Origin of the sequence: Bartonella sp. MR63HLJHH, from assembly GCF_042194155.1 — a bacterium.
GTDB classification, from domain to species: domain Bacteria; phylum Pseudomonadota; class Alphaproteobacteria; order Rhizobiales; family Rhizobiaceae; genus Bartonella; species Bartonella grahamii.
The window spans coordinates 108,150-120,915 of sequence record NZ_JBHIMN010000005.1 but is presented as its reverse complement, the minus strand read 5'-3'; the positions used below and the strand labels follow the sequence as shown (position 1 = coordinate 120,915).

The window sequence follows — 12,766 nt, the reverse complement described above, 5'->3', positions numbered from 1 at the left end:
TCTCTACATTTAAAGAGCCCTACGAATGCAAGAAAAACATGCATATTTTAAAAATAGTCTACTTTCTTACGGACTGCTTTTTCCTCAGCTTCTTGTGACTTTTTTGTTTTTCTTTTGGCCTGCTGCTCAAGCAATAAAATCATCTTTTGAGCGTGAAGACCCTTTTGGCTTTACAACAACCTTTATTGGTTTTGAAAATTATCTAACCGTTCTTTCTGATCCTACTTATCTGCAATCACTTCTTACAACCGCAGTATTTTCCATCTCAGTTACTGTCGCTTCAATGACAATATCACTTCTCTTAGCTGTCTGTGTTGATCGTGTCATCCGTGCAAAAAAGGCTTATACAATGCTTTTGCTCTGGCCCTATGCTGTTGCTCCAGTATTGGCAGGTATATTATGGCTGTTTATCTTTCATCCCACCATCGGAATTATCCCTTTTCTTCTCGAGAAAATAGGGGTGCTATGGAATTATCGTATTAATGGCACTCAAGCAATGATTCTTATTGTCATAGCAGCTAGTTGGAAACAAATTTCTTACAATTTTCTCTTTTTTCTTACGGGGCTTCAGTCTGTTCCGCGTTCTCAAATAGAAGCAGCCGCCATTGATGGTGCTGGTCCCTTTAAACGATTTTGGACTGTGGTCTTCCCGCAAATTTCACCAACGACGTTTTTCCTTCTTATTGTCAATGTCAATTATGTTATGTTTGATACCTTTGGTATTATTGATAATACAACTTCTGGAGGTCCTGCGCGTGCAACGAGCATCCTCGTCTATAAAGTATATGACGATGGCTTTAGAAATCAAATAATCGGTGCATCAGCAGCACAATCAACAATATTGATGTTGATGGTTATTGTCTTAACCTTTATTCAGTTTCGCTGGATTGAGCGCCGTGTACAATATTAGGAAGTAAATTATGGTTGAAAATCGCCCTATTTTGAAATTTCTAACCCATATTACTCTCATTGTTGGCATTATCATTATTTGCTTTCCAGTTTACGTTGCTATCATTGCATCAACCCATAGTTCAGCAGCATTCAACTCAGGAACACTTCCTCTTTTACCTGGGAAATATACTTTGGAAAATTATAAAACAATCTTTGGTGATGGCCTTGCACAACTCGGTCTTCCCAACCTCTGGCCACTCTTAATGAATTCACTTATTATGGCTCTTGGGATTAGTATTGGGAAAATTATTATTTCACTTTTGTCTGCTTATGCAATTGTTTACATGCGTTTTCCTTTCCGAAAAACTGCTTTTGTTCTTATTTTTGTTACATTAATGCTCCCTGTCGAAGTTCGTATTCTTCCAACCTATGAGGTTGTTGCGAAATTGGGGATGATCGACACCTATAGTGGAATGATTATTCCACTTATTGCATCTGCAACCGCTACATTTTTATTTCGCCAGTTTTTTTTGACTATTCCAGATGAACTCTTAGAGGCGGCACGTGTTGATGGTGCAGGTCCAGTTAAATTTTTTAAGGATATTCTTCTTCCTCTTAGTAAAAGCAATATCGCTGCTTTATTTATCATTATGTTCATTTATGGATGGATACAATATCTCTGGCCTCTTATCATCACAACGGATCAAAATCATCAAACGATCCTTATTATTTTAAAACAGCTTATTGTCGAATCACTTCAACATGATCCTCAATGGAATATACTCATGGCAGTATCGGTTGTTGCCATGGTTCCCCCTGTTCTTGTTGTTATCTTCATGCAACGGCTTTTTATCAAAGGCCTTATTGAAACGGAGAAGTAATTATGGCCATAATCCAGTTATCAAATATAAAAAAACGGTATGACAACGGCATTCTGGTCATTGATGATTTAAACTTAACTGTTGCTGATAAAGAACTTCTTGTTCTTGTCGGTCCTTCAGGGTGCGGAAAATCAACCTTATTGCGTATTATAGCAGGACTTGAACAAGTTACCTCAGGTGAATTATGTATTGATAACGAACGTATCAATGATCGTGAACCAGCTGATCGTGATATTGCTATGGTTTTTCAAAATTATGCTCTTTATCCCCATATGACAGTTCGTGGAAACTTAGAATATGGTCTTAAAAATCGTAAAACTCCTAAAGAAGAAATTAAAAAACGCATCGCACATGCTGCAAAACTTTTGGAGATAGAATCATTTCTTGATCGTAAGCCACGACAATTATCAGGAGGACAACGTCAGCGTGTTGCAATGGGGCGTGTGATTGTACGCCAACCCCGTGTTTTTCTCTTTGATGAACCTCTTTCAAATCTTGATGCAAAATTGCGGGCGCAAATGTGTATTGAAATAAAAACACTACAGCGTTCATTAGGAACGACCAGCCTCTATGTTACCCATGATCAACTAGAAGCTATGACATTAGCTGATAGAATAGTCGTTTTGAATAAAGGAGCTATCGAGCAAATTGGAACACCAATGGAAATTTACGACACTCCAGCAACAACATTTGTTGCTGATTTTATTGGTTCTCCTCCTATGAATTTTCTTGATCGCCATGTCTTAGAACAACATTTAGGGCATTCATTTTCTTATGGCGAAGAAACTGATCTTTTAGCATTCAGACCTGAAATAATCTTATTAGGCGAACATCCGGATAAAGGACCTGTCTTTCACACAAAAATTGAGCTTATCAAGCCTATCGGAACAGGTTGCCATGTTTTAACGCGTTGGAATAATATCATCTTTACGATTGAAATAAAAGAACGCTTGACACACGACTATGGGCAAAAACTAAGTTTCACTGTCGCTCATCAGAATTTTCATACTTTTAACAAAAACACTGGAAAGCGCACAAATAGTAAGTAAGCATTAATTGATTGTGACACGACTTTCTTTTATGTTGCGTTTCGATTTTCTCGATTGCATTTACAAAATCAGGTTGTAACCGATGGGATTAAAAACAAAATTTTAAAAGTTTTGGTAATGATCCATTGTCCCATGGCGCTGAGAATGTCAAAACATTTATATGAAGAAAATATGCATTTTCACGGTCTGTGAGAAGAATATTATTTTCAAATCTCAAACATAATAAAATCATTTTCACTATAAAAAATATTAATATAAAATAACCATTGATTAACCATATTATTGCTCATAAAAAACAATATATTATCATGTGTTTCTTGATGTAATAATTTATGTAACTTATAAAAAGTAAATGAGAGAAATAGAGGGAAACAATAATTCACAGATGAGAGGGGATGCGCCCCATATCGTAGCTTTGATCCCTAACATAAGAAGTCTATTTGATCCAAAAAATACGACGCTGTTCTAAATAGTCTGTACGAGAATAGGCATATTCTATTTTACTGCTGACTATATGATCTTAAATGGTTTCAGAGATCCTATAAGAGGCATTTTTTCTTCAAGTGGTTTTTATTCATACACTCATTCTACTTGTATGTTATAAATGGAGTTGGGTAGATAAAAATACTTTAAGAAAGAGACCCCAAATGCTTCTTATGAATCGTTTCAAGTGTCGAGAGTTATTGTAAAAGAAGCGTTGGAAAATAGAATGATGCCGCTGACGATCTGGGCATCATGAGGCAATAAATCCACTTACTTTATCTATCTTAGCATCTATTGAGTATAAATTTCTCTGTAAAAGTAACTTTATTTTATATCAATATTATCAATTATAGATGTTGGGTATCATTAGTAATATAATCATAGACTTACGATTTTATGAACGCTTTTTTATCTCTTTTGTAGAAAATCTTAATGTTTTGTGATGGCATCAATGATGGTATTCACATTATGTTCCATCATATCGAGATAAGTTGCTGCAGGGCCATTTTTATTTGACAATGCATCAGAATAAAGAGTCCCACCAATTTTTAAACCTGTTTCTTTTGCAATCTGTTTTATGAGCCGAGGATTAGAGATATTTTCAACGAATAGTGCAGCTGCTTTATTCGCCTTAATTTGTTTGATAAGTTTAGCAACATCGGCTGCGGTTGCTTCAGCTTCTGTTGAAGCATTTTGGGGAGCAAGGATAGTAAAACCATATTCTTTGGCAAAATAGCCAAAGGCGTTATGAGATGTGATAATGATACGTTTATCTTTAGGGATGGTAGCAATTTTTGTTTTCAGGGTATCTTGTGCTATTTTAAGTTTTTGGATGTAGGTTTCGGCATTTTTTTTGTAGCTGGTGCAGGATTGTGGATCGATTTTACAAAAAGCAGCAGCGATATTCTTCACATAGATTTTGACATTGGGAATTGTTTGCCAAGCGTGTGGATCAATAACGCTATGGTGGTGATGGGCATTATGTTCTTGATTTTTCATTTTGAGGGAGGGAATGTTAGCGCTAACTTTGACAAGAAGTGCTTTTGTACCGCTTGCTGTAATGAGGCGATCAATGAATCCTTCTAAATGAAGTCCGTTGATGAAAATAATTTGAGCATTTCTAAGAGCTTGAGCATCATGGGGGGTAGGTTCATAAGTGTGGGTATTCGCATTGGGACCTACAAAAGTGGTCATAGAGATATGGTTGTCTCCTACATTTTTTACGAGATCTGCGAGAATAGAAAAGCTCGCAACAACTTTGATTTTATTGTTTGCAGAAGCAGAAAATGGAGAAAGGGAAAGCAATAAAGCTCCAAGAAGAACAAATTTTTGAGTAAACTTAGGCACATTTTTTCCTTAAAGTGAGGAGGTATAAAAGAGGTGGGGAAACCATGTTACAATAAAGCCACGTGGACTTATCAAGCAGGAAAAAAGATAAATAAATCCTGCGGCAATGATGATAGCAGGGCCGGAGGGAAGAGAAAGATGAAAAGAAAGCAGGAGACCACATACGCTAGAAATGATTCCAAAAAGAGTGGAAAGCGCGCAAATAGGGCCTAGCCGTGAAAACCAAAAACGGGCTGTAATAGCTGGAATCATCATAATGCCAACGGAAAGTAATGTTCCTAGTGATTGAAAGCCTCCAACCAGATTCAACACCACAAGTCCAAGCAATGAAATATGAATATATTTACTCAACGGAGAGAGTGATTTAAAAAAGAGGGGGTCAAAGCTTTCTAAAACAAGTGCACGCCAAAAAATACAAAGGCTGCATAGTGTAATCAGCATTATAATAGTGATTAACCAAAGGGCTTGTGCATCAAGTGCAAGAACCGATCCGAATAAGAGATGAAGCAGCTCAATTGTTGAGTCTTTTAGTGAGATAATAATGACACCTGCCGCGAGTGCAATAAGATAAAAGACGGTCATGGATGCATCTTCTTTCTGAAAGCTATTTCGTGAAATTAAAATGGTTGCTAAAGCAACAATAATACCAGCGAAGATGCCACCAAGTGTCATAGATATGAGGGAAAAGCCACAAATCAGAAAAGCAGTTGCAACACCAGGAAGAATGGCATGAGAGATAGCATCTCCTATCAAGCTCATTCCACGGAGCATCAAAAATACACCAACAGGACAAGCGCTAATAGACAGGAAAATAGAACCGATAAGGGCGTTTTGCATAAATTGGAAATCAACAAAGGGGGCAAGAAAAAATGCATACACGTCTTATAACCTAAGAAAGAGAGGATCATTGATGGGAAGATTTTGTTTTTGTGCGCTAATAGGAAAAGAATTGGATGTGAGAGGTGGCATAACGTGATGAATAGTGTTGTTAAAAAACTGTGTTGTTTTTCCATAAAAGGCGTTTTGTTGATTAATTTGAATCATTTGGGGGAAAAATTCTTGCACGATGAGAGGGTTATGGAGTGCTGCGAGAACTGTGCGTCCTTGCTGTTGCCAGTATGTGATCAGTGTAAGAAGGTCTTTTTGGGTATTATGATCTACACCATTGAAAGGTTCATCAAGCAAAATAATATTGGCATCTTGCACAATGATACGTGCAAAAAGAGCGCGTTGTAATTGCCCGCCTGATAATGTTTCAAGCGAACGGGGTGCTAGTTCTGTAAGCCCAACCGTTTCAAGCGCATTTTGAATCTTAGAATCATAAAGGCGCTGGCTTTTCCATAATCCACAAAAAGACCACAGTCCTGTTTTTACAAGCGTTTTCACATCAATTGGAAATGTTTGATCTACATCACATTGCTGAGAAAGATAAGCAATACGGCTTTTTTTTGGTTTTGTAATTTTTCCCTTAAGAGGTTTAATCAATCCGGCGATGGCTTTTAGCAGTGTCGATTTTCCAGCGCCATTATCGCCTGTTATTGCGACCAATGAACCAGCTTTTAACTTTGCTGAAAAGTTCTTTATTGCTATTCTATTTCCATAGCCTAATGTTGTCTTATTGAAGTGCAGATCCATATTTTTTACCATCGTTGCTTATTATTTTGAAAACTATGTAATAATATAACGTTTGTCAATAAAATGTTATATTATTACATAGTTTTGAGGACTGAAAATTTTAGTGTGAAGATCGTGGAAAATTAAAAATAATAATTGAATTCACCTTGACGAAAGAGAGAGAGTATATACTATATATAGTATCAAAATGATTGGTGATTCTAAATAAGCACAAGAGAGGGTGTTAGTGTGTTTCGTTTGGTATCTAAGTTATTTCCATTATTGTAAAGAGTTTATTGACCAAGGGCATAGCAGTGTTTTTGCTGAAGGATCTCTTTTGGAAGGATTCCTTTCGTTTTTGTAATTGATTTTTGCCGTAAAAGAGTAAAACAGAGCTCTTGAAAAACGGTAGTTTAGAACGTTAGTTTTTAGACAGCAGGAGGGAATTGTAATGCAAGCAAAAGATTGTTTTATAACTGGGGGGCTTTGCCATTTAAGTTATAGAATAATCGCTTATTCTCATCATAGTCTTTGAAGTTATTTGATGAGGAATTCTGTTATGTTCAAGAAGCTGTGTACTATTTGAAAGTAACCACATGTTTTGCGTACAATTTCTGTTTTTTGTTATTCTTGAGTACTTATAAAATTATTAGATTGACCTTTTAGGGTTGATTGTTTGGAATTGTGAAAGTTGAAGAAAATGTCGATCACTATTTATAGCAAACCATCTTGTGTCCAATGTGATGCTACACGCCGCGCTTTTGATGCAAAAGGCATTCATTATCGTGTTGTTGATATTTCTTGTGATGAACAAGCATACAATTTTGTTCAATCTCTGGGGTATCGTCAGGTTCCTGTCGTTGTTTGTGGTAAAAATCATTGGTCTGGTTTTAGACCAGATATGATTAGTGGTCTTTGTGCTTAATGGGGCTTATTGTTTATTATTCGAGTGCAACGGGTAATACAGAACATTTTGTCTCGCAACTTGGTCAACGACTCTTCAAAATTGATAAAAGAAAGCCTTCTGCATTGGTTGGTGAACCTTATGTACTGGTTGTTCCTACATATGCAGATGGTGAAGGAAGAGGAGCAGTGCCGAAAGCCGTTATCCATTTTCTTAATGAAGCTGAGAACCGAAAATTAATTCGTGGTGTCATTGGTGGTGGGAATCGTAATTTTGGTTGTTATTATAATTTAGCAAGTAAAATCATTGCTGAAAAATGTTGTGTACCTTGCCTTTATCGTTTTGAGCTGCGTGGAACTGATGAAGACGTTATTTATGTAAAAAAGGGATTGGAAAGATTTTGGAAACAATTGGTATAGGGCAATCGCAGAAATCGGATCAGATTACTGATTATCATGCGCTGAATGCAATGCTTAATCTTTATGATGAAAATGGTCATATTCAATTTGATATGGATAGGCTTGCCGCACGGCAATATTTTCTTCAGCATGTTAATCAAAATACAGTTTTTTTTCATAACCTGAAGGAAAAAATAGACTACTTAATAGAAGAAGGTTATTACGAAAAAGCTTTATTTGGGCTTTATGATTTTTCTTTTATTAAAAAGCTTTTTAAACGTGCTTATGCATTTAAGTTTCGTTTTCCTACCTTTTTAGGCGCATTTAAGTACTATACCAGCTATACATTAAAGACTTTTGATGGGAAACGTTATCTTGAACGTTATGAAGATCGTGTTTGTCTTGTAGCTTTATATTTGGCACAAGGGAATAAAGCTCTTGCTGAAAGTTTTGTGGATGAAATTATTACAGGACGTTTTCAGCCGGCAACACCGACATTTTTAAATGCTGGGAAAAAACAACGTGGTGAATTGGTTTCGTGTTTTTTGCTACGTGTTGAAGATAATATGGAATCGATAGGTCGTTCGGTTAATTCGGCTTTGCAGCTTTCAAAACGTGGTGGAGGTGTGGCGCTTTGTTTAACGAATTTGCGGGAAGCTGGGGCACCAATTAAGCAAATAGAAAATCAGTCCTCAGGAGTCTTACCGGTGATGAAACTCTTGGAAGATTCTTTTTCTTACGCCAATCAGCTTGGGGCAAGACAGGGGGCTGGAGCTGTTTATTTGCATGCTCACCATTTAGATATTATGAAGTTTTTGGATACAAAGCGTGAAAATGCTGATGAAAAAGTTAGAATCAAAACGCTTTCGCTTGGTGTCGTTATTCCTGATATTACTTTTGAGCTTGCACGGAATAATGAGGATATGTATCTCTTCTCATCTTATGATATCGAGCGTGTGACAGGTAAGCCCTTTAGCGATATTTCTTTAACGGAGCATTATCGTTCTTTTGTTGATAATGCAAAGATTCGTAAAAAGAAAATAAGTGCACGCGTTTTTTTCCAGACATTAGCGGAAATTCAATTTGAGTCGGGTTATCCCTATATTTTATTTGAGGATACTGCTAATCGATCGAACCCAATAGCTGGGCGCATAAGTATGAGCAATTTATGTTCAGAAATTTTGCAGGTGAGTGAGGCAAGTGAACTGGAGACAGATTTAACTTATCGCACGATTGGAAGTGATATATCCTGTAATCTTGGATCCATGAATATTGCCAAAGCAATGGAAAGTCCTGATTTCGGACAGACCGTGGAATCTGCTGTTCGTGCCCTTACTGCGGTTTCGGATATGAGCAATATTGCCTGTGTGCCTTCCATTGCGAAAGGCAATGCTGAAAGTCATGCGATTGGTTTGGGACAAATGAATTTGCACGGGTTTCTAGCGCGTGAACAGATCTATTATGGATCTCCAGAAGCGATAGATTTTACCAATATATATTTTTATATTGTGACATATCACGCCATACGGGCTTCCAATTTGATTGCACGTGAACGTCAAGAAATGTTTGCAGGGTTTGAAAAATCAGCTTATGCAGATGGACGTTTTTTCGAAAAATATATTGAAAAAGAATGGAAACCGCAATTTGCGCTTGTGCAAGAGCTTTTTGCACGGAACAATATTGTTATCCCAGATCAAAAGGATTGGCAGGAACTCAAAAAATTAGTCATTGAGTATGGGCTTTATAACCGTAATTTGCAGGCAGTTCCACCTACGGGATCTATTTCCTATATTAATCATGCCACTTCTTCTATTCATCCAATTGCTTCAAAAATTGAAATTCGCAAAGAAGGAAAAATTGGACGCGTTTATTATCCCGCTCCTTATATGGATAATACGAATTTGAATTTTTACCAAGATGCTTATGAGATTGGTCCTGAAAAAATTATAGATACCTATGCTGCAGCAACACAGCATGTTGATCAAGGTCTTTCATTGACATTATTTTTTCCTGATACCGCTACCACACGTGATATTAACCGCGCACAAATTTATGCCTGGAAAAAGGGTATAAAGAGTATTTACTATGTACGATTACGGCAAGTAGCATTAAGTGGAACAGAAGTTGATGGCTGTGTTTCGTGCAGTTTATAGGAGATCATCATATGACAAAGATTGCAACCAAAAATCCTGTTGTGTGCGCTGTTAATTGGAATAGATTACATGATGAGAAAGATCTTGAAGTATGGAACCGCTTAACTGGGAACTTTTGGTTACCTGAGAAGGTTCCACTTTCCAATGATATTCCCTCATGGTCAAGCTTAACAGATGAAGAACGTAAATTAACAATTCGTGTTTTTACAGGACTAACGCTTTTAGATACAATTCAAAATACTGTTGGAGCCATTTCGCTTCTGGCTGATGCAATAACAGAGCATGAGGAGGCAGTGTTGACGAATATTGCTTTCATGGAAGCGGTTCATGCACGTTCTTATTCCTCTATTTTTTCAACCCTTTGTTCGACGGTAGAAGTTGATGATGCGTTTAGATGGTCAGAAGAAAATATTCATTTGCAGAAAAAGGCTAGATTAGTACTTGAGCGTTATGAAGCAAATGATCCACTTAAGAAAAAAATTGCTTCGACTTTGCTGGAAAGCTTTTTATTTTATTCTGGTTTTTATTTGCCCATGTATTGGGCCAGTCGCGCTAAGTTGACCAATACAGCAGATCTCATTCGATTAATCATTCGTGATGAAGCAGTCCATGGTTATTATATAGGTTATAAATTCCAATTGGGCTTTGCAAAGCTTGATGAAGCCAAAAAGAAAGAAATTAAAGATTTTGCTTTTAACCTGCTCTTTGATCTTTATAATATCGAGTGCAAATATACTGAAGATCTTTATGATGCACTTGGATTGACAGAAGATGTTAAAATTTTTCTTCATTATAATGCTAACAAGGCTTTAATGAATTTAGGTTTTGAAGCTCTTTTTCCCCCTGAGGTTTGTCGTGTTAATCCCGCTATTTTGGCAGCTTTATCACCAAACTCTGATGAAAATCATGACTTTTTTTCAGGGGCAGGTTCTTCTTATGTCATTGGCAAGGCGGTTGCTACCACGGATGATGATTGGGAATTTTAATGTTTGCATGCAAATAGAAGTGCGCGGGGTATTCCACTTAGATCTTTACGCACTTCTAAACATTGAAAACCATTTTTTTCAAATAAATTACAGACTTCATTTTCTTGAGAGTAACCAATTTCAACAGCGACATAGCCGTTTTCTTTTAAGTAGTGGGCTGCTTCATGGGCGAGTTTTCGATAAAAATCAAGTCCATCTTCCCCTCCTATCAGGGCGCGTAATGGGTCATGTAAGCGCACTTCTTTTGCAAGTTTTTCGATATCTTGTGCGGGAATATAAGGTGGATTAGAAACAATGAAATCAAAGCGATCTGCGACCGCATCAAACCAGTCGCTAAGAAGAGGTGTGAAGCGGTGTGCTACTTCAGCGTTTTTTGCATTTTTTTTCGCTGTTTTAAGGGCATCTTCAGAAATATCGACTGCCACCGCATAGGATTGGGGAATTTGTTTAAGGAGTGTAATGGCAATGGCGCCACTTCCTGTTCCCATATCAAGGAATCTTGTTCTTCTCGAATTTTCGACCTGTTTTTGGAGAAAAGGGAGAACAAGATCTATTAGCGTTTCTGTATCAGGACGAGGTTCTAACGTCTCTTGAGACAATGCAAAAGATATACCATAAAATTCTCGTGCTCCTATAATACGGTAGACGGGTTCTCCTGCAATACGCCGTTGTAGAGCCTGTTCTATTTGTATAATATGCTCAGAAGACAGATGCATATCTGGTTTAGAAATTCTTTCAGCAGCATTTATTCCTGTTATCCATTCAACGAGTATTTTCGCATCGAGATCGGCTTCAACAATTCCTTTCGTGCGCAATTTTTCTTGCATTCGTTGGATGACATTCTTGAAAGAATATTCGCTCAATTATTATCCATTTCCATAAGCAGTGTTGTTTGATGATCTGAGATGAGTGCATGAAGAAGCTCATCAAGATCTCCCTCTAGAATGCGATCAAGCTTATACAAGGTTAGATTAATACGGTGATCCGTGACACGTCCTTGTGGAAAATTATAGGTACGAATACGTTCTGAACGATCACCAGAACCAACTTGGCTTTTACGAGAAGCTGAACGTTCACTTTCCGCTTTTTGTCGTTCGATATCGAATAAGCGTGCCCGTAAAATTTGAAGGGCTCGTGCTCGGTTTTGATGTTGTGATTTTTCTGCTTGTACGACCATAATTCCTGTTGGAATATGCGTGATACGAACAGCTGAATCCGTTGTATTAACATGCTGTCCTCCTGCTCCAGATGCACGCATTGTGTCAATACGAATATCTTCAGGGCGAATATCAATATCAATTTCTTCAGCCTCCGGAAGGACTGCAACGGTAGCAGCAGATGTATGGATACGTCCACCGGTTTCTGTTTCGGGGATGCGTTGCACACGGTGAACCCCTGATTCATATTTCAATTTAGAAAAGACACCTTTTCCTGAGATAGTAGCAATAATCTCTTTATATCCGCCAACTTCTCCCTCACTGAGTGAAATAACTTCTACTGTCCAATGGTGAGCATGGGCATAACGTTCATACATACGGAAAAGATCACCGGAAAAAAGTGCTGCTTCTGATCCACCCGTTCCTGCTCGAATTTCAACAATAGCGTTTTTTTCATCAGCAACATCTTTAGGCAAAAGCAGAATCTGGAGTTCTTTTTCAAATTGCTCTACTTTTTTATATAACAATGGTAGCTCTTCTTGGGCAAGATTACGCATCTCTACGTCTGTTTGTTTATCATTGATAATTGTTTCTAATTCTGTAATCTCTTTGTAAAGAGCATTTAATGCGCGTATAGAGGCAATAACGGGTTGTAGTTCTGCATATTCAGAAGCTAATTTGACATATGTTTCAGCATTTGGATTAGTCGTCATTTGGCTTTCAATTATTTCAAAGCGCTTTTCAAGCTGTCTCATACGATCTTGTGGCAAGGAAACCATGATAATATTGGCCTAATTTTTCATAATACAATTTTTATAATATTTTGTTGCAATGATTTTTTGTTATAATACTGACAATGAATTACCGTATAGCATCATACAAAAAGGGGTAATAGAGCAAAAT

At 37.3% G+C, this 12,766-nt stretch carries 12 protein-coding genes; 7 read left to right on the top strand and 5 right to left on the bottom strand.

Going from position 1 to position 12,766, the window contains the following annotated elements; all coding sequences use genetic code 11:
- Window positions 1–25: 25 nt before the first annotated feature.
- From ugpA to ACFIKQ_RS04750, 3 genes are read left to right on the top strand one after another with little or no spacing between them, the layout of a single operon-like run.
- Window positions 26–910: a sn-glycerol-3-phosphate ABC transporter permease UgpA gene (gene ugpA / locus ACFIKQ_RS04760; protein WP_012754601.1), complete on the top strand. Its 885-nt coding sequence runs from the start codon at window positions 26–28 to the stop codon at window positions 908–910.
- A 10-nt stretch (window positions 911–920) separates the two neighbouring features.
- A complete protein-coding gene (ugpE, locus tag ACFIKQ_RS04755; protein ID WP_375656058.1) occupies window positions 921–1,772 on the top strand; it encodes a sn-glycerol-3-phosphate ABC transporter permease UgpE in 852 nt (283 codons plus the stop codon).
- A gap of 2 nt (window positions 1,773–1,774) precedes the next feature.
- On the top strand, window positions 1,775–2,821 hold the full coding sequence (locus ACFIKQ_RS04750; RefSeq protein ID WP_375636010.1) for a sn-glycerol-3-phosphate import ATP-binding protein UgpC: 1,047 nt from the start codon (window positions 1,775–1,777) through the stop codon (window positions 2,819–2,821).
- 912 nt (window positions 2,822–3,733) lie between these two features.
- Here the strand turns inward: ACFIKQ_RS04750 and ACFIKQ_RS04745 are convergent.
- The 3 genes from ACFIKQ_RS04745 to ACFIKQ_RS04735 are packed head-to-tail and all read right to left on the bottom strand — an operon-like array spanning window position 3,734 to window position 6,286.
- Entirely contained in the window at window positions 3,734–4,651 is a 918-nt protein-coding gene (locus ACFIKQ_RS04745) for a metal ABC transporter solute-binding protein, Zn/Mn family (protein WP_375636009.1), read from the bottom strand.
- Between the two features lie 9 nt (window positions 4,652–4,660).
- Window positions 4,661–5,530 (bottom strand): metal ABC transporter permease, encoded by an 870-nt coding sequence (locus ACFIKQ_RS04740; RefSeq protein WP_375636008.1) that lies wholly within the window; start codon window positions 5,528–5,530, stop codon window positions 4,661–4,663.
- A gap of 3 nt (window positions 5,531–5,533) precedes the next feature.
- Window positions 5,534–6,286: an ABC transporter ATP-binding protein gene (locus ACFIKQ_RS04735; protein WP_375636007.1), complete on the bottom strand. Its 753-nt coding sequence runs from the start codon at window positions 6,284–6,286 to the stop codon at window positions 5,534–5,536.
- A gap of 679 nt (window positions 6,287–6,965) precedes the next feature.
- On the opposite strand from ACFIKQ_RS04735, the gene nrdH reads away from it, so the two are divergent.
- From nrdH to nrdF, 4 genes are read left to right on the top strand one after another with little or no spacing between them, the layout of a single operon-like run.
- Window positions 6,966–7,190 (top strand): glutaredoxin-like protein NrdH, encoded by a 225-nt coding sequence (gene nrdH / locus ACFIKQ_RS04730; protein WP_375656057.1) that lies wholly within the window; start codon window positions 6,966–6,968, stop codon window positions 7,188–7,190.
- A complete protein-coding gene (gene nrdI, locus ACFIKQ_RS04725) occupies window positions 7,190–7,588 on the top strand; it encodes a class Ib ribonucleoside-diphosphate reductase assembly flavoprotein NrdI (protein WP_375636005.1) in 399 nt (132 codons plus the stop codon). Before nrdH ends, nrdI begins: the two co-directional genes overlap by 1 nt.
- On the top strand, window positions 7,570–9,720 hold the full coding sequence (nrdE, locus tag ACFIKQ_RS04720; RefSeq protein ID WP_375636004.1) for a class 1b ribonucleoside-diphosphate reductase subunit alpha: 2,151 nt from the start codon (window positions 7,570–7,572) through the stop codon (window positions 9,718–9,720). The genes nrdI and nrdE overlap by 19 nt, the downstream gene beginning before the upstream one ends.
- 11 nt (window positions 9,721–9,731) lie before the next feature.
- Complete coding sequence (gene nrdF / locus ACFIKQ_RS04715; RefSeq protein WP_375652621.1) at window positions 9,732–10,706, top strand: class 1b ribonucleoside-diphosphate reductase subunit beta; 975 nt, start codon at window positions 9,732–9,734, stop codon at window positions 10,704–10,706.
- On the opposite strand, the gene prmC is transcribed toward nrdF, so the two are convergent.
- Both prmC and prfA read right to left on the bottom strand, forming a co-directional pair.
- Window positions 10,703–11,569: a peptide chain release factor N(5)-glutamine methyltransferase gene (gene prmC / locus ACFIKQ_RS04710; RefSeq protein WP_375652622.1), complete on the bottom strand. Its 867-nt coding sequence runs from the start codon at window positions 11,567–11,569 to the stop codon at window positions 10,703–10,705. The genes nrdF and prmC overlap by 4 nt on opposite strands.
- Entirely contained in the window at window positions 11,566–12,642 is a 1,077-nt protein-coding gene (gene prfA / locus ACFIKQ_RS04705; protein ID WP_375644642.1) for a peptide chain release factor 1, read from the bottom strand. Before prfA ends, prmC begins: the two co-directional genes overlap by 4 nt.
- Between the last annotated feature and the right edge of the window lie 124 nt (window positions 12,643–12,766).